At 51.3% G+C, this 18,842-nt stretch carries 11 protein-coding genes; 7 read left to right on the forward strand and 4 right to left on the reverse strand.

What is annotated here, in order from left to right; all coding sequences use genetic code 11:
• Positions 1-7: 7 nt before the first annotated feature.
• On the reverse strand, positions 8-2,821 hold the full coding sequence (locus tag G0Q06_RS03875) for an alpha-mannosidase (RefSeq protein ID WP_163962643.1): 2,814 nt from the start codon (positions 2,819-2,821) through the stop codon (positions 8-10).
• A 65-nt stretch (positions 2,822-2,886) separates the two neighbouring features.
• Here G0Q06_RS03875 and G0Q06_RS03880 point away from each other — a divergent pair, with 65 nt between their 5' ends.
• Together G0Q06_RS03880 and G0Q06_RS03885 are read left to right on the forward strand one after the other, a co-directional pair.
• A complete protein-coding gene (locus tag G0Q06_RS03880; RefSeq protein WP_163962645.1) occupies positions 2,887-3,885 on the forward strand; it encodes an HAD family hydrolase in 999 nt (332 codons plus the stop codon).
• Positions 3,886-3,923: 38 nt separating this feature from the next.
• Positions 3,924-5,420, forward strand: coding sequence for a sulfatase (locus G0Q06_RS03885; RefSeq protein ID WP_238710244.1), 1,497 nt, complete (start codon positions 3,924-3,926; stop codon positions 5,418-5,420).
• Positions 5,421-5,451: 31 nt separating this feature from the next.
• Here G0Q06_RS03885 and G0Q06_RS03890 read toward each other — a convergent pair whose 3' ends face one another.
• The 3 genes from G0Q06_RS03890 to G0Q06_RS03900 all read right to left on the reverse strand — a co-directional run bounded on the left by G0Q06_RS03890 (position 5,452) and on the right by G0Q06_RS03900 (position 9,135).
• The gene (locus tag G0Q06_RS03890) at positions 5,452-6,741 is read right to left on the reverse strand and encodes a glycoside hydrolase family 99 protein (RefSeq protein ID WP_163962647.1); all 1,290 of its coding nucleotides are present in this window, start codon (positions 6,739-6,741) and stop codon (positions 5,452-5,454) included.
• A gap of 10 nt (positions 6,742-6,751) precedes the next feature.
• The gene (locus G0Q06_RS03895; protein WP_163962649.1) at positions 6,752-8,017 is read right to left on the reverse strand and encodes a hypothetical protein; all 1,266 of its coding nucleotides are present in this window, start codon (positions 8,015-8,017) and stop codon (positions 6,752-6,754) included.
• 80 nt (positions 8,018-8,097) lie between these two features.
• On the reverse strand, positions 8,098-9,135 hold the full coding sequence (locus G0Q06_RS03900; RefSeq protein WP_163962651.1) for a LacI family DNA-binding transcriptional regulator: 1,038 nt from the start codon (positions 9,133-9,135) through the stop codon (positions 8,098-8,100).
• A 205-nt stretch (positions 9,136-9,340) separates the two neighbouring features.
• Here G0Q06_RS03900 and G0Q06_RS03905 point away from each other — a divergent pair, with 205 nt between their 5' ends.
• The 5 genes from G0Q06_RS03905 to G0Q06_RS03925 all read left to right on the forward strand — a co-directional run bounded on the left by G0Q06_RS03905 (position 9,341) and on the right by G0Q06_RS03925 (position 18,814).
• Positions 9,341-10,444 (forward strand): hypothetical protein, encoded by a 1,104-nt coding sequence (locus G0Q06_RS03905; RefSeq protein WP_163962652.1) that lies wholly within the window; start codon positions 9,341-9,343, stop codon positions 10,442-10,444.
• A 49-nt stretch (positions 10,445-10,493) separates the two neighbouring features.
• The gene (locus tag G0Q06_RS03910; protein ID WP_163962654.1) at positions 10,494-11,174 is read left to right on the forward strand and encodes a hypothetical protein; all 681 of its coding nucleotides are present in this window, start codon (positions 10,494-10,496) and stop codon (positions 11,172-11,174) included.
• A 23-nt stretch (positions 11,175-11,197) separates the two neighbouring features.
• Positions 11,198-13,624, forward strand: a complete 2,427-nt coding sequence (locus tag G0Q06_RS03915) for a glycoside hydrolase family 99 protein (RefSeq protein WP_163962656.1) — start codon at positions 11,198-11,200, stop codon at positions 13,622-13,624.
• 150 nt (positions 13,625-13,774) lie between these two features.
• On the forward strand, positions 13,775-15,523 hold the full coding sequence (locus tag G0Q06_RS03920; protein WP_163962658.1) for a hypothetical protein: 1,749 nt from the start codon (positions 13,775-13,777) through the stop codon (positions 15,521-15,523).
• Positions 15,524-15,769: 246 nt separating this feature from the next.
• The gene (locus tag G0Q06_RS03925; protein ID WP_163962660.1) at positions 15,770-18,814 is read left to right on the forward strand and encodes a porin family protein; all 3,045 of its coding nucleotides are present in this window, start codon (positions 15,770-15,772) and stop codon (positions 18,812-18,814) included.
• The last annotated feature ends 28 nt before the right edge of the window (positions 18,815-18,842 follow it).

The raw sequence follows: 18,842 nt of genomic DNA on the forward strand, positions 1-18,842 counted from the left end.
TCTGATTTCACTTAAGCATGATCGTCACGATCTTGCCCTTTTCCAAGGTTACGGAGAGTTGATTGTTTTCAACCGGTAGCGTTGCCAAATCCACTTCGTTCAGGTTGGTCATCGTGGCCTGCTTGACTGGAAAGCCCAATCGAATGTTTGTGCTCTGACTGGTCGCCGTTGGATTGAAAATCCTGAGAATAATGGCTTCCTCGTCTTCCGCTTTCTTGAAGGTTGAGAGGATGATCGAGTCGTTATCAATCTCGTAAAGGGAAACAGAGTGGGGGAGGTCCCCGGCGGCATTTCTGGAAATCTGCATAACCGCGGGTCTGGCGTTGAGCCGGTCCGCCTCGGGATAGGCTTTCCCCTCAATCCATGACCCTTTGTGGGGACAGATGGAATATTCGAATTCAAGGGTTTGCAGGATCTGGCTTCCCAGTTGATCGGGGAATTCCGCGGAAACCCGGGATTCCGTACAGATCCGGTTTCTTACCGCGCGGAAAAGGGTCAGGGCAATGGTCCTTCGTTCATCGTCCAGAAGCTGGAATTCCGTCAGGCAGTTGTTGACAATAGAGAGCCCCGACTGGTCGTCACTGACAGAGCAAAAGACCCCTTGTGGACGAAGCGCCATTTCCGGGTAGTGTTTGCCAGCCTGATCCACTTCGTGGACCATGTGGCGCCTGTCGACTGTGAAGTGACCCGCCGCATCGGAAAAGTCCGCTTTGATGTCTGAGGGAATCATGACACGCAAGCGATGATCTTTTGCCTTGTTTTCAACCTTGGTCTTGATGCGTAACTGCCGCGCTCCCTTGGTCAGTGAGAGCTTGGATACGATCTTCATATCGACAAGATCCTCACTCCGTTTGCCGTAACCCTGGATATTTATCTTCCCGTATTCTGCCCTGGAAGGAATGCGCATGATTTTTTCGATACAAATTGTTCCCGAAAGCGGCCCGTTGTCCTCCATCCAGATCCTCGACTCAAACCCGCGACTGCTGATGGCCTGGTTTTGACAGGGGGGGTAGTATGCCCAATAGTCCCCTGTGTCACCCTCGTCCTCAAAGGCATGCATCCCGGTGATGCTTCGCTCGTTTGACTTGTCGGTCAGGTCAAATGTGCCGTCCGGATTGACCTCAACTTTAAGATTCTCGTTCTCGAGGATGTGGGTCCCGGTCCCGATAAGTCCTCCTTTGGATTTCCGCATTGCCGGCCACCATTCTTCCTCCCGCCAGAAAGTTTTTTCGTGGACTACCCGGACAACCTTGTAACCACCTGCAGGAATGTTTCCTGAATCAAGGTATACTTCATGGCGGTCCACAAGGAATGGCCATGGTCTTGCCTCAATATCGTGCACCGGCTGCTTGTGTTCGTCCCTGGAGATCATCTGGACTTCCAATGGTGTGCCATCGGCTTCTTCCGCGCCGATCGCCCAGACGTTTTCTTCCTGTGGGGTATCGACTGCCAGGCGGATGACTTCCCGGACAGGCCTTGGCTGGGGGTTGTGTATCAGAAGCAATTGGTCTTTCTCCCCAAATTCCGAGAGGTCCAGGCGTTTTATAAGGGCTGCAACGGTATCGTCATAAATTGTTTCCCCGATTTCCAACGCTTGATTCAATCTGTAGATATTGTCCTCAACAGTCTTGTCCTGAGTGACACCGTTGATGGAGTCGTGGGCGTGGGCCTTGAGAAGATACTCCCACCCTTTTTCAAGGAATTTTTCCGGGTATGAATGGCCATTCATGAACAAGCAGGCCGCAAGCGGCTCTGTCCGGCGGATCATGACGTTCTCGGCCTTTTTGTTCAGCTGCTTGATATGAATACGCGTGGCCAAGGCATTTGCGGATGCCCCGCACGGCTCCCCATCGCGGAGCTCCCCGTCGACAACGGGAACCTTGCTCCTGTCAATGCGTTCCTCAAGGCCCTTGAAGTACTCCTCAAGGGACCCCATCCTGAACTCAATATCTGGGTGGGCTTCATTACAGTCCCGCACCATCCGGGGCAGATGGGGGTTGGGGGTTGAAAAATCGCAACCACACATCAGGAGACGCCAGTCCTGGGCCATGGTCTTGTCCATGTTATCCCAGGTGCGCTGCGCCGCGGCCTTCACGTTTTCCTTGAAGTAGCCTTGCTCGTGATCAATCCGGAAGTAATCCGTGCGTGCCTGGTCTGCATCTGCACGATGATAGGCAAGGCCTGTCTCGCCCCACTTCCACGCATACACATTGTCGTCGTATTGATTATTGAGACGGACCGGAAAATGTAGGTAAAAGTATCCGTTTTGTCGACCAAAGTGCCCCAGCCGTGAGGCCAGAACCGTTGATCCGTCCGGGGCAGTCCAGAGGAATTCGCAATGTGGTGCCCGCTCTTCCGATACCTTTTTGGCCGCCACCGCGTACTTGATTCCCAGACTTTCGTATATCTGGGGAAACTGAGCGGTCTGTCCCCATCCGAATGTATGATAAGCAATCGGGTTATATCCACCAAACTCATCCGCGTAGCGGATACCTTTCAAAAGGCTCCTCAGGAGGCATTCCCCCGAAACTGGAAAGAGGTCCGGCAGCGTATACCAGGGCCCGATCCAAAGCCTGCCTGCCTTCACCTGCGCTTCGATCCGGCCACGGTTTTCCGGCCGGATTTCCAGGTAGTCCTGCAGGCAAACAGTTTGCCCGTCCAATAAAAATCCAGCATACCCTTCATCGGTCTCAAGAATCTCCAACAGCCAGTCCATGAACTCCAGAAGCAATGAGCGGTTTTTATAGATCGGATACCGCCATTCGCGGTCCCAGTGGGTATGCCCGACGACGATCGCTGTTTGCTTGCTTTCCTTCTGCATAGGGTTCTCCTTTTTAACTTGACCGGTTCTGTCAACCACAAAGAGTAAAACGTTTAACTAACTACATGAACAAAGTGCAATATCCGAATTTAGGCGAGACAAATCCAGCGCTTGGGCTGCAGAGCCTTGAACGAACATCGGACAATCGATTCTTTGTGGGTGAAGGAGGCGTGGGCGCCATTGGGGCGACTGGGGATGGCAAAGTTGAATTTGTCGGGTTCGAGGAACATACCCTTGCCCTGGTCAAATCGGCAATGGGATATCCAGCCTATTATCCTGTTGATGCTCTGGGAGAAGAGAGACCTTTAAAGGCGGTATTGATGGATCTCGACGGGACGACCGTGCACAGTGAATCGTTCTGGATCTGGATCATTGAGAGGAGTATCGGGAGTTTGCTTGGCAAGAAAAGCTTTCAGTTGGAAGAAGAGGATATTCCGTACGTTTCAGGCCACTCGGTTTCCGAGCACTTGCAGTATTGCATTGAAAAGTACTGTCCGGATAAGCTGCTCGAAACGGCGCGAGCCCATTACTTCAAACACACGCATCGGGAAATGCAGTTGATCCTCGAAGGCAAGGGCAGGGAGGGAGCTTTTGAACCATCACCGGGGATCAAGCCGTTTCTTGAGGAATTGAAAGCCATGGGCTTGAAAATCGGGCTGGTTACTTCCGGGCTATACGAAAAGGCCTATCCGGAGATACTCGATGCTTTCCGGACCCTTGGAATGGGGGATCCCGCAGATTTTTATGATGCCATCATCACGGCGGGCCATGCCCTCCGCAAGGGGCAGTCAGGAACGCTTGGGGAATTGTCTCCAAAGCCACATCCATGGTTGTATGCGGAAACCTTCCGTGTGGGCCTTGGAATGGATTACCATGAACGGAATGCAGTTATCGGTATTGAAGACAGCGGGGCTGGGGTGGTCTCCATACGCCTGGCCGGAATGCAGGCCTGGGGGATTGGTGGCGGCAATATCGAGCAATCAGGAACCAAGGGGCTTTGCAGTGAGTTCTCGAATGATTTTGAAGGGCTTCTCAAACGGATACGCCTGCGGGCAGAGGCCTGATTGGATAAGCACTGGAACAAGGGAAAGGGAAAATTTAAATGAAGTTGAAATTTAACTACAGCTTCATGCTGATTGTTCTTCTTCTCCAGACAGGTATTCTTTCGGCAGACGACCAGCAGCCGAACATTGTCATGTTTGTTGTGGACGACATGTGTGACTGGATCGGGCCGATGGGTCATGCGCAGGCCATTACGCCGAATATGGATCGGCTGGCAGATCAGGGAATCACTTTTCAGGACGCTCATACACCGGGGATTTTCTGTGCTCCAGCGAGGTCTGCGATATTTACGGGACGCCTGGCATCCAGGACAGGCTGCTACCGTACTCAGGTTTATTTTCAAACCCGGCCCGAGCTCAGGCCCCTTCAAGTACAGTTGCAGGCGTGTGGGTACGCGACCTTCGGTGCCGGGAAGCTCTTCCATCATCCGGCCGGATATGTTGATTTGCGGGGCTGGGACAGCTTTTTTCTACGGGATGAAAAGCTGAAGGAGAAAGGCTGGGACTTGCAAACCTGGACTGTGGATAGTCCCATCCTTCCAGACCCTTACCCAAGCAGCATTTTCAACCATGATCGAAAGCCGGCGAACAAGTTTTTCATGGAATGGGGGAAGATCCTTGATGAAAATGAGGAGCTGATGGCCGACACCCTCCGGACCAACTGGGCCTGTGATCTCGTCTCAAAAGAACACGGGAAGCCGTTCTTTGTCGCGGTGGGATTATACACGCCGCATTTCCCGAATTATGTGCCGGAAAAATATTTCGACCTATATGATCCCGAGACGATCGAACACCCCCCTTACTTCGAATGGGATCTGGAGGATCTACCGCCTGCCATAAAGCGGGCCAAGACTGCGCGAAGCGCCATTCACAAGCGCTTGGAACAACTGGACGCCGTTGAAGACGCGATTCACGGCTATCTTGCCAGTATTTCCTATGCGGACGCCATGCTTGGACGCTTGCTTGATGCGATTGCATCCGGGCCCAATGCAGACAACACCATCGTTGTTCTATGGAGTGATCATGGCTACCACCACGGGGAAAAATTTGACTGGGGAAAACACACTTTATGGGAGCGCACGACAAATGTACCTTTCATGTGGATGGGGCCCGGAATTGCCCGCGGAGAAAGCATAGAAACCACAGTGAGCTTGATCGATATCATGCCGACTCTTCTCGACTATTCCGGCGCTACTGCTGATGCCGGAGCTGACGGAATCTCCTTGCGTGAAGTTCTGGATGATCCAGGCAAGGCGGTTGAGCGCAATGTCGTCGTGCCTGGCATGCAACCCGGTGAATATGCCATTGTAAGCAACGACTGGCGCTATATCCACTATGCCGATGGCACAGAGGAACTCTACAACCTTGATCGTGACCCCAATGAGTGGTTCAACATGGCTGGCCTTGAGGGCTTGTCGGTGGTCATGGAAGAGCTGCGGAAATCCGCGCCAGTAACGTGGGCTGAACCCGGCCCGGAGAGAAACCGGTTAAGGTTGATTACCGAAGGCCGGGAATTTCACTGGATCACTAAAAAGTAGTTCCTTAAAGGATACATCGATCTGCCTGCGGTCAGAAATTTTCGGGCAGCCCGTCCGTTGCCGGGATGGTTCCACGGAGCATTCTACGGATTGCCCCGGTCAGCCTTAAATAGTAGTCGGGAGCATGCGGGCTGTAATCCAGAAATCGGGATTCCCCGACCGGTACGTCGTTTGATACCTTGAATATCTGGGTCCCTTCATCCATTTCATCAAACATGGCGATGTATAGGGTGTCCGCTCCACTGCGTTTGGCGGCAACGGCCTGGGCCCACAAGAACTTGCCCCCTTCGCGCGGGATACTGTCAAAAGCCGCATTCTTATGAACGTAGCGATTAGCCCAACTGAATCCAGGAAAGGCCAGAGGCATATATTTCACTCCTTGGGCCTCGCACCAATCCATGTCGGGTCGGACAATTTCATCCGTCCGCTTAAGGGCGGTTTCTGACCCGCCAAAACGACCGACCGACCAGGGAAGGATAACATCAGCACTGGCGATGACCTCATGCAATTTGGAATCGGTGGTGGCATCTTTTTCCAATGTCCTCCAAAAGGTCGGGATACCCAGAAGAATACTGCACCCGCCAAATTCCGGATCATTCTTGAGGAAATCAATCAGGTCTGCAACTTCCTCGAGGGTGTAATCCCTGCCCACGAATCCGACGCCCCAGATGGCCACCAGCGGCTTGCCTTCCATGTGCAAGTATGCGCGATCTTCACTCAGGCGAAATTGTTTCTGCAGGTCCTTCCAGTCCTGCTTGACGCGGTCCATCTCCCCATGCGGCATGCCGGAGAGGTCATACATAATAGAGTAAGCCCTACTGTGATGATTAGCACTTTGCTGAATAAATTCGAGTTTTCTGTTGTTTGAGGGGAGTAATAACTCCGCCTGATGATGAAATCCAACCACGTCCAAGGCAAATCGCTGCAGGAAAATTCCGTCGATGTTATATTGCCGCATCCACTTGAAATGGCGGTCGATGGTTGCCGGATGCTGCGTTGAAAACACGTGGGCCACACGGCCGTCAGCATGGCGAAAATCCGTGGCATATTTTTCCGAGGGCGTCAGCTCGCTTTCGTCGGGCCAGTAATCGATACCGACATGTCCCGGCTTGAACTGTTCATCATAGGTTTCGTAATGTTCCCATCCCAGTCCGGATCCGTCAGTCGGTGTCCGGTACCATCCCTGATAACCGGCAAAGACCTTGCCCTCGAGTCCATCCGCCGCCGGGAGGAGGTCGACTTGGCTCTTGCAGGCGGCTCCGGAGGAAAGCGTCAAAAAGGTGACCGCTAGTACTATCAGGCGGAATTTGTAACTATTCATCGTCATCATCTCAAGCTCTGACAGATTGCGCTTCAAGAGCGAGGGCGACCCAATCGCTCCAATTATTGTCGACAATCGACATCACTGGCTTGGCCTGCCAGTCACTATCATACAAGGAGAAATGCTGTGGCTTGAAATCTCCGGGAAGGACATCATTTGGCTTCGTTGATGGATCATCGAAATCGGGGGCAATATCCACAAACTCCCATCCAAACCGGGTTCCGTTTTTCAAAGTATTGCTCAAGAGACCATCGACATCCTCTGGAAAATAGTCGGCCCCATTCAGTGTCATGTGCTCAGTAATTGCCCAGTCTTTCTTATGTTCGCGCATCACTTGGTGGACCCGGTCATAGGCTTTCTGGTTAGGCTTTCTGCGGATATTACACCAACTCCAATTCACCTGTATGATGTTGATTTCAGTCAGGTTGCGGAGCAATTCGACCGGGTCGCCAAGACGCCGGTTCATAGTCCCATTTTCTGCGTCCAAATAGTCAGTGGCGATCCAGAGCGGGGCTCCGTTGGCGGCCTCCTTGTAGGCACGCGCATCCCCGTTGATCCAGCTGGCAAGGTTTTGCGCACGAAAGATGTTCCAGGCTTTTGAATCAATGAAGGCCTGGCTGGCCGGCAATTTATCCGGAAAGGGCAGGGGATTCAGCTCGGGATTGCGGGCCAACCACTTCTCATAGCTTTCCCTGGCTGCTCTGCTGTAGTCCAGATTTTGCGAGCCCATATATTGCGGCTCAACAGTTGTCTCAAAATAAAGGAAATTTTCCGCCCCCAGTTTCTCGACCAGATTCTTCATGTAAGCCCGGGATGCGTGCAAGTACTCCGGTGAAAACAGGGAAGGAACAGCCGTGTTGTAGCCATACTCAGTATCCCGGACAGGGTTGCCTTCATGAGTGATCGCTTCTGTTTCGGGGTTGTTATCCCAGAATCCTTGAGGGATCTGCCCGCCGCCAACACCATAGGTTTCCACTGACAGCGATGCATACATGCCGTGAGCATCCACTGCTTTCAGCAAATCGTACAAAGGCTCAAGGGAGACTTCAATCCGTCCGTCACCCGAAGGGTTGAAATGGTGCCAGTAGCAATTGATCGCCAGATTCTTGTACCCTTTCGAGGCAATTACCGGTAGGTCCGCCATCAGCTTGCGGACTTCCGTCGGATCCCCGTAGTTTCTCAATGGCTTTCCTGTTTTCAGGAACTGATGCTCATCATTTACATAGAGCCTTCCGTCACGGAGGCAATGGCCAGTTTTATACGGGTGAATGTGCATGGTGAAATTTCAAAGTGAAACGTTTCACCACTTTAGCAAGAAAAAATTCCCTGCCTTGCGTGGGCCTGTGCCGGCGCCGTTCAGGCTTTTGGCGGAGCTTCAGAACCGCGGTGAACCAGCTCGACCGGGAGCAGCACCGATGAGACGGACGTTTCCGGATTTTGAATACGGTTGATAATCGTTTCTGCACCAATCCGACCGAGGCCTGCCTTGTCTACTTTCACGGTGGAAATAGGCGGGCTGGAGCTTCGACTGTGCCGGTCGTCATTGTAGCCAAAAATGGTCAGGTCTCGGGGAATGCTGAATCCGTCGTCCTTCAATTTTTCAAGCAATTCGACAGCAAGAGTATCATTAACGCAAATGACTGCTGTCGGAGGACGCTTTCCAAGGAGCAACGGTTTCAACCGCTCGTACCCATCATCCGTCCGATAGAAATCCCGCATACTGGGATTGAGTGTCTTGGGAAGATCATGCCGATTGACGGCTGCCAGAAAGCCGGCCTCACGCTGATCGGCGTTGGTATCCTCATGGGCGTGCGCCATGAAGACAATTCGGCGGTGCCCCAGATTGACGAGGTGGTCCACGATCTGCCCGCAGGCGGCGTATCCATCAGTCGTGATGTAATCAATTTTGATGCGTTCCCGATAGCTGTCCAAGTGTAAAAGGGGAAGTGAAAAACCAAGTAATTTCCTCACTTCAGACCGGGGGAAGCCGCCAAGGAGGATGATCCCGTCGACTTTTCCCTGTCGGATGAACCGGGGCGTATGCTGATCTGCCACCGATGAATCAAACCCGGAGAGCAACAGGTCATATCCGCGGCTTTCCATCGTCGCTTCCAGCGCTTCCATGATTTCCGCGTAGAAAATATTTCGGAAAATCGCCGAGGTGGACGGATAGAAGAGGAGTCCCACGGTCTCCATCGTCTGGCGCCGCAGGTTCCGGCCAGCTGAGTTTGGCACGTATCCGTGCTTCTCGCAGATTTCCAGCACTTTCTCACGGACTTCCTGGCTGATACGGCCCTTGTTATTGAGGGTGTTTGATACTGTCGCAATTGAACATCCCGCTAATTGCGCTATTTCTTTTATCGAGGTGATCCGTTTTATGGGCTGTTTACTCATCTTATCATTCGCTTATCTTCACAGGTCTCTCGCCTTCATCAGTGGATATGCGGAAAATTGATTGAACTTCAATCCTCTTTATTTGTCCGAGTCAGTATCTGCAGGTTTGAAAATTACCCTTTGGAAATTATATTGACATACGCCCCGGCTCCTGAATAAACGTTTAACTCTATTTATCCGATTAACACCCAACACCCTTAAACATATGAAATATTCCTTAATTCTGGCTTTGAGTCTTCTGTCTTGTGCAGCAAGTTTATCCGCGGCCGTGTCGGCCAACCTTGTCATATCTGTTCCGGAGGGAACGGACGATCCACAAGCCCCGACGGCGGTTGATGGTGTCGAGGGCGGGTTGGCCCTGGCCTACGGAGGAAAGTCCTTTCTGCGTTTTATTGTGAAGGCGGGAAATGGCAACGTGAAATTGAATAATGAGGCTGGCAACAGTGGTGCACCGGAAATCAAGGCCTGGGGTGACCTTCTTGATGTGCTCGGAGATGGAAACAGTCTTCCCGGGTCCCCGCTAAGTTATGTTCCAGAAGCGGATGAAGTAATCATTATCACCCTCAATGGTGAAAATTCAAATGGCGGTTCTGCCGGATTCAGAGCGAACAACGGGACGGGATTCGGCGTTATTGGCGGAAACCCCAACCGGCTTGACTGGAGGTTTGACCAGGCCGCCAGCGAGGGGATACGGCTTGATGTGGATGCGACAGCCCTGCCTGAGACCCATCGGGTGGTCATATCTTCAATAACAGTTGGCAACGGAACTCCAAATGGAGTTGTCATTCCCACTGTGACAAATTTCGCCGGTGGGGCAGTCACGGGAACGGAAATTGTGACCTTGGAAGACCAGAGTGTGCTTGAGCTGAGCAGTGCCCATGAGCTGTTGGGCGGTCGCTTTGGCCAGATTTGGGTGCGGCAGGCGGTACAGCCCGAGGCAGGGGATTTAGGCTTTTGTCTTCAGGGCATCTCGCTGGATGTACTTCCCTATTACGGGGAATGGGCCAACTACTTTCTCTCAAACGAGGCGGGTGACACGGAAACGAAAACAGTGCTGGGATCCATCAATACAAGCCTTGGAGAGTGGGTCTGGAGCAATGATCTTTCCCTCTGGATCTACATCAATGAAAGCTCGGTCACGAACAATGGTTCCTGGGCTTATTTGCCCGCGGAGTCAGAGGCGGCCCTTGGTGAGACATCGGTTGTTGAAAACGACTGGCTTTACCTGCAGGAACTGTCCCAGTGGCTCTATCAGCCGGCATCACTTGTCGGTGAGACTGGCAGTTGGGTCTACGTTCTGGGCCTGTAGGTCAAGCAACCTGCTTTCCCTGTTTTGCCCCATTTAACCTCTAACGCTTATGAAATCCCTGGTCGTATTTTTGTCTTTGAGCGTGTTTTTGAGTTCGAGTCAGGCTGCGATCCCAGTCCTTTTTTCGTATGATGGAACAGAGGCTGTAAGGAACCGCTCAATCAAGCTCGATTTCTCGATCAACGATGAAGGTGTTGTTTCGCTTGACGCCTCCACACAGAGCCCGGACACGCATGCCAATGTAGCGGTGGACAAGTGGGATAATGAGAACATTGGCACGGTTGAGGACAAATCTTTGTTCGGTAAATCGTTCTCCTTGCAATCTTTTGGTGAAAATGAAAAAGGCGGCTCTCCTCCCTTGATACTGCGCCCGGAGGAAGGTGGTGTGCTTGGTGTCGGTGGTCACAATCCTGGACGCATTGACGGGACAGGCATCAAGACTGGCCCGAACAAGGAAAAGATGTCATGGGTTTTTTCTGGGGACGTGGAACTGGTCCTTATGGGCTTTTCCTGCGGCTTGGTCACAAACAACAGCGGTATCATTGTTGAAGATGCCGATAGTGACATGCGAACCGGACCTTTGAAAATAGGCACACCGGCCAAACAGGACATTCTGCAAGGAACGCTTTCCCTTGTCGATGGTGAGAAATTGGTGTTTAAAGCTGATCCTGACCTGATGCAGGGGGCTGGTTTGGTTGGATTTGACTTCGAAATCAAAAGCCCCGAGTGAGCAAATATCAACCCCCCCGTTTTGTGAATAAATTCAAGCTTCCCCTTTTTCTCCTTCCGGCGCTTCTTCCAGTTGCCTCATACGGAGCGACAGTTTCCCTCGTTCCTGATGATTACTCATTTGGGTCCTTCACTGTTGAAACTGTTAACGGTCAGGATGTTTGGGTGGCTACCAACGCCAATTCCTACCTTTATTTTGATGTTCCCTCAAGTTTCTCCTTCGTTCCCGGCGAGCCGGTTTACGTCGAGATTGAGTACATCGATGATGCTACCGGCAGGTTGTTTGTGGAATATGATTCGGGATACGGCTCAGATCCCAGCGACAAAAATTACGATGCGGAGATCCACACCCGTTCAAGCCGGCTGGGGACCCTTGAATTTGTGAAGTCCTATCAAGTCTTTGAAAATCCGTTGTTCGCGAACCGGCAAGGCGGGGGGAATGACTTCCGTATGCGGCTGCTGAACTGGAGCGGGACGCCTCTCCGGATCGCTTCGGTCAAAATCAGCACCGAGATTTTCCCTGATGAGCAACTTCTGTATGCTAACTCAAAGCCTTGGTTACAGCCTTACAACAGCCCAGTTGTTGATCACGTGGATAACCTCAGCCTTAAAGGGAAGGTGCTCGCCGGTTACCAGGGCTGGTTCAATGCGCCAAATGACCTGAGAGACAAAGGCTGGAATCATTGGGGTCGCACACGTGACGTGGATCCGTCTCCAACTGAGATTACAATCGACATGTGGCCATGGATGAATGACTACGACCCGGATTCGATCTATCCCGTTGGGCAGATGGACCTTGGGGACGGGCGGCCTGCCTATCTGTTTTCTTCGGCGGACCTCGATACGGTCCAGACACACTTCCGCTGGATGCGAGAGTATAATATAGACGGGGTTTATTTGCAGCGTTTTGTCTCACGGACAAATAGCGGATTTTATGGGGCGGAGGAATTCGTTCTTCATAACGTGCGGGAGGCCGCCAGGCTGGAAGGCCGGGTATGGGCTCTTGAATACGATATCAGCTCACTGGACACGGATCCGGACCCGCTTCTGGTCATGCAGAATGACTGGAACTGGCTGGTCAACGAAGCGGGAATTCTTGATGATCCCCGCTATCTTCATGAAGATGGAAAACCGGTGTTGTTTATCTGGGGCTTTTCAACCAACGGGCGTGACTTTACGGTCGCGCAGGCTAACGAGATTGTTGATTGGTTTGCAGCCCAGAATCTTTATTTGATCGGTGGTGTTCCCAATAGCTGGGAGAGCAAAACGGACTGGTTTGGCCACTATCAAAAGTATGACCAATTGCTTGCATGGCAGGAGTCCTCAGGTTCCGAATTGATTTCGGAAAAGGCGCAACTTGACAGTTGGGGAATGAAGATTCTCCCGCATGCCTGGCCCGGCTTCTCATGGACAAACCTCAAGAAGCTTTTGCCGGGGCAACAGTTTACTCCGCGCAACGGCGGGCAGTTCTATTGGGACCGGATCAAGAACGCCATTAACACCGGAGCGGACCAGATATTCCTCGGTATGTTCGACGAGTATGACGAGGGCACGGCCATCATGCCTATGTCGGATAATCACCCTGATCCACATACCGCGTGGGGTAGCTACATTGACAACGAGGGTAGGGATCCCTTTTGGTATCTCCGCCTGAGCGGCGCTGCCAAGGAGATGCTGACGGGGGTCAGGCCCTTGAGCAATTCCCTCCCTCTCGAATCCGCGATTTCTCCAGCTGGTTATATGGGCGCTGATGCCACCGCTTTTCTTGGCGCGGTTAATGACGAGACGAACCTCTTTCTCGCGGAGCCTTTCGATGGCCTGACTTTCAGCGCCACCTACGGCGGACAGGAATGCCGGCACAATGAGCTCGACCCCAATGCAACGACCTATATCTATTTTGATGTCGATGATGCTTTCGTCCCGGGAATCCCTGGCGAACAGACGGTCATGATCGAGGTTGAGGTCTACGTAACCGAGGCCAATACCTCTGTCCGGTTACAATATGACAGCAACGACCCGGATTATGCCCTCAACCCCAATTACAAGTTGGCTCCCGACCCGATAGCCTTTCCCAAACCAAATGTCTGGACCACCGTTCGGTGGTTCATCGACGATGCGGCTTTTGAGAACAGCCAAAATGGACCAGCTGATTTTCGCCTCAATATTACAAAGGGCAAACTCGCTGCGGTCAGGAGGGCCAGCGTCTTCCTTCCCAATAACTCAACAGGGTCTATCGATCCCTCCATTCGCTTGAACATCCAGAATGGTCAGGTAGTTTGGTCTGATCGGATTGATGCGGTCGGTTGGCGCCTTTCCAAGTCCCCTGATTTAAGCCCCGGGAGCTGGCTTTCAGTTCCTGACATCGATATCTCTTTTCTCGATGGGGATATTTTCTATGATTTCGATCTGCCCAGCGGGTCAGAATTCTTCAGGCTGGAATCGACAGACTGATTTCCCATAGCCGCTTTCAGCCCATAACTGTCAAGGGGAGGCCCTTGTCCTCGTTCTTGCCTTTTTCACTATTTTCTTGACAGGTTTTAGAAACTGATGAAACGTTTACTCACCTAACCCTTAAATAATAATTACCCTTATCTCAGAATCATGAAAAAGTATGTTGTACTCCTCATTTCGGGCCTCCTGACAATTGCTGCTCTAGAAGCACAAGTAACATCCGATCTTATCATCACAAAAGCGGAAGTCGGCGTCACAGATGATCCGCAATCGCCTGCGGATGGGGGCGTTAGCGAGGAATATGGAAACAAGTCCTTTCTGAATTTTTCGATTAACGATGGAAATGGTAATCTTGCTTTGAACAATGTGGTTGGGAACAATGGTGGGACGAGTCCGACTCCTGAACAACTGCTTGTCCGTGATTGGGGCGATGCACTCGACTACACGGGAGCAACTGACCTAACCAGCCCACCAACGGGTACAGGCAGCAATACCCCGTTCAAGATCACGCTGGTCGGGTTAGACCCGGATGGAGTTATTACCCGTCTTCGTGCGGACGACGGAATAGGGTTTGGCGTTTCCGGATCGAACAACGTCCGACTTGATTGGAATTCAGCAAATACGAACAGCGAGGCCATCCGGATCGAACTGGATGCCACGAGTATTCCTTCTACACATAAGCTGGTGATCACCGCGCTGGAATTGGGCAATGGTAATGGCATTGATGCGGTCCAGCCCGAAGGACTTATTTCTGATCTCACTGGCGATGCAACTGGCTTTACCGGTGCTTTGGGTTCCATTACCCCACTCACGGACAAAAACGTATTGCCTCTTGGGGATGGGATCGTGCTGCTTGGCGGAGGGACGGGATCATTTACTCTTTCACAGGCAACTATTCCGCTGACCGGCAACGTCGGCTTCAGCCTGCAAGGGATCATCCTTGATGTAGTACCGGTCGGTGTTTTCACAAATCTCGTCATCAACAAGGCAGATGTTGGCGAAAGTGGGGTCACAGATGACCCGCAGTCTCCTGCTGATGGGGGAGTGAATTTAACCCTCGGAAACAGATCATTTTTAAACTATACGATCAACGATACTTCGGGCAATCTTGCGCTCGACCATCTCATCGGAAACAATGGTGGAGCCAATCCGAACACCAACCAGCAGTTGGTAAGGGACTGGGGGGATGCGCTTGACTTTACGGGTGACACAGGTTTGACAAACCCGCCAACAGGAACGGGTAGCAACTCCCTTTTCAAGGTCACCATTAATGGAGTTTCCTCCACGGGGGCAGCTGCCCGGCTGAGAGCCGATGACGGATTTGGGTTTGGTGTCACAAGTATTGGGGACGCCCGCCGTATTGAATATGTCACCGGAGCAGGCACGCAAAGCGAGGGTATCCTCTTCGAAGTTGACGCCACATCCGTGCCTTTGACTCACAAACTGATTATATCCGGCTTGGATCTAGGAAAAGGCAGGGGAATTGCCGAAGGGAAAATCTCTGGCTTTACGGGTATAACGCACGCCGACGAGACATCGGGTGTCTTTGGGAACGGGGCTAGTATTGGAACCGTCTCCTGGGTATTTACAAATCCCATTGAAATCGTCGGGGGCAATACCGCTTCGTTTTTTCTTTCACAGGCTGTTGCTGGCGCGGTTGCCGGTGAAGTGGGCTTTACACTGACTGGCATGACAGTCGATGTTGTATCCAGCGGACTGGCGGAGCCAACAATCTCAATTGCCAATACGGGTGGAAGCCTTGAGGTTACTTACACAGGGACCATCCAGGAGAGCACCAGCCTCTCTGGTTGGACGACCATTGATCCACAGCCTGCATCCCCCTTCACAGTGCCGGCCCCAGCCTCAGGCGATAAGATCTTCTATCAGGTGATCCCTTAAAAAATGGATCCGAACCTATCGAGAATCAAGTAAGGGCGTGCCGAATTCCTTTTGTTTTCCCATGACATCTCAATTTAGGTTAGTAGGTCTTGTAAAGTGTCTTTGGGCACTTTAACCAGACTTGCACAGGGGTTTGGGCTGCGTCTCACCATTGAGGCGCGGCCCTTTTAAAATAAACCCCGTTTTGCATCAGATTTTAATTTCCCTTTTGTTTGCCACTTAAACTACTCAATAAAACCAGATATCATGAACAACTGTAAGACATATCCCGTGAATACAAAGGATCGTAAAATTCTACGAAACTTAATCGCCTTTGGGACAAGCTATTTATGTGTACTTTCCCCGGTTTTTTCGCAGGACGCGGAAGGAGAGGGAAAAGAGGTTTTTGAATTAAGTCCCTTCGTTGTTTCTGGTGCTGACAGCGGTTATTATGCCAGTGAGACTTTATCAGGGACAAGCCTGCGCACGAATATTCGCACTTTGGCGAATCCGATAACTGTGTTTACTGGAGAAGTAATGGAAGATATCGGGGCAACTTCCTATAAGGATGTGGTTCAATTCATGCCCAGTTCCAGCACCTACGATGGCGATATTGCCGATCCGCTTGGCGAGCAGGTTCGGGCGGGGACTCCTTTTGTCTCGAGGGGTTTTCGGGTGACCCAGCTGACACAAAACTTTCTAGCGACGAATGTCCGGCAGGATAACTACAACACGGAACGACTGACACAATCACGTGGCCCCAATTCCCTTCTCTTCGGACTGGGATCTGTGGGCGGTGCCATTGAGATTCAGCCCAAGCGGGCAATGTTCGGCAAGGATTTCGCACAAGTAAACCTATTGCTTGATGATAATGAAAGGGTCCGAGGTAAATTCGATTTCAATAAAACCCTGGTTGATGATAAAATCGCCGTCCGTCTTGCGGCTCTCTATGATGACAACCGAACATTTCGGGATATAGAGTATTCCGAACGTAAATCAGTTTACGGTGATATTACCTTCAAGCCTTTCAACAAAACAACCATCCGTGTGAATGCTGAGTTTGGCTCCATTGACGAAAACCTTCCGCGGTTGTTTGTCACCAAGGATCGAATTACTCCTTGGACGTCCTCTCCGCTTTCTCTCCTCGATAAAGCGAACACGACGGATCTCGATTTAATCGTTAATGGACCAGGAAATCTTCGCACGGAGGCAACGAATATTATCCGGGGCGTTACGCAAAGATTTCGAACCAACAACTACCTGGTGTGGATAGCCAATGATCCTTCCTTGGGAGTGCTGAATTGGCGTTTCAAAGGACGTGGGAGCGATTTTGATATCAACGGCACGCTGAGAGGCAACGTGAGTCTTAAGGAGTCCCAGCTTACGGATGATGTTAATTTTCCTCTCACTACCGTCATTGCAGGTCCTTCGGATTTGGTTTCGTGGGATTATGAGAAATATTCTATCACTTTGGAGCAGCAGATTGGAAGTGACACCTTTCTGCAGGTTGTTGCCGGAAAGGAGAATCAAGACCGCTACGATTATCGTCCCGTTCGTCGTCAGAACTGGTCCATACAAATCGACAACAATTATTATCTTCCGACCCAGCGCGCTAGCGACAACCCGGATCCCACCCAACCTTTAAATCCGTACTTTGGGGTTCCCTACATTGAATCCAATCCCTACCTGATAACGGCAGAAACAGAGCTGGAACAGCTTCGTGCCAGCCTGACTCACAGGATTGATCTCACGGGTATAGAGATTGCCGACGGATGGGATTTAGGTGAAATCCAACTGGTTGGTTCCTGGTACCATCTGAAATCGGGGGATAATCTCACGCAAAAGGAAGAGATGACTCTTCAGTCGGTTCTTCCTAATGGCGTGGTGAGCAATCTACAAAACCAGATTTATCGTCGATTCTATATTTCCAGTAGCACACCCAATTATCCCAATATTCCGTGGAGTCCTTTAAGCCAGCCGGGAGATTCTTCTATAGGTGGGAGAATTGTTCCAGCGATTGAGTCTGCTTTTGTGAATCGACTTCCGCCGATTCTGAATGAATCAACAACAGAATCCATCTACGGTGTGATTCAATGGAAGCCGTTTAATGAGCGGCTATCTCTCACAGCCGGTTACCGGGAAGACGAGTACCAGGGATCTGCCATTACGATTCCCATAGACCCCGTCACCCGTTTGTACGGTGATCTTGATACTGGGGAATTGGATCGGTCCTCAAAGAGCAAAGTTTCCAATTATAATTTGGGGGCTGTTTTCCGGCCCTTTCGGGATTTTGACTTTTTCATCAACAAGGCGACGAATAATGTCAACGCTTCAACGTCCCGTTTCGACATTTTCGGAAATTTCCTGCCTCCTGAGGAAGGAGAGGGTATGGATTATGGTATCCGGGCTTTTCTCCTTGAGGACCGGGTGATCGTTAAAGTGAATTATTATGAGAACACCCAATTCAATGTTCTCAGTAATCCGTTGCGCGATGGTGCTGGAATAGGAATCGGTCTGGCAAGGGAGTTAGGTCGCGTTGAACGCTTGTTAAATTCGGTTTCCGCGGCTGGGAGATCCGATCTTGTTGAGGGCGCAATCCGTTATGGTGACTTTCCCGGAAACCAGCTCTGGACAGATATTCAAAACATCCGTTCCGAGGGATATGAGCTCGAGGTCACCGCTAACATAACGGATAGATGGAATATTCTTTTCAACATATCTATACAGGATTCGTTCCTGGACGATACCTACCTGATTTTCGATGAATGGTACGATCGTTACTTTGTGCCCATCAAAAATACGGCTGATATCCAGTCTGCCCCAGATCCAAGCGGGGGCGGGTTCGATGTGGCCCGGCTGGTCAATGATATTGATGTAAAGTATGCGTTTCATGAATCACAGGTTGGTGGTCAATTGGAACGGAGCAGCAGATTGGCATGGAACTTAATCTCCACATACAAGTTTGATCAGGACTTTTTCGCGAAGAATCTCCGCGTTGGCACAGCCGTGCGCTGGAGGGAAGGCCCGGCCCTCGGGTATCCGGAACCGGAACCGGGTGTTTTTGATACATCCAATCCTTTCAAGGGAGATGATGATTTGACCGTGGACGTATGGTTTGCGAAACCATTCCGCTTGAGTAAGGGACCCAATTCCAAGGTCCTCAATGTAACCCTGCGGGTGAAAAACGTATTCGATGATGGTCCTCTTTTCAGCAGAAGCGGGACAGATGATGGGGCAGGCAACGTGGTTATTCTTGCAGAAACCTTCAAAAGGCCACGCAGTTTCCAACTGGAAATTGGGATGCGCTTCTAAACGGGCCGGCCAAGTTGCATCGATCCAT

This window comes from Oceanipulchritudo coccoides, from assembly GCF_010500615.1.
In the GTDB taxonomy this organism is placed as follows: Bacteria; Verrucomicrobiota; Verrucomicrobiia; order Opitutales; family Oceanipulchritudinaceae; genus Oceanipulchritudo; species Oceanipulchritudo coccoides.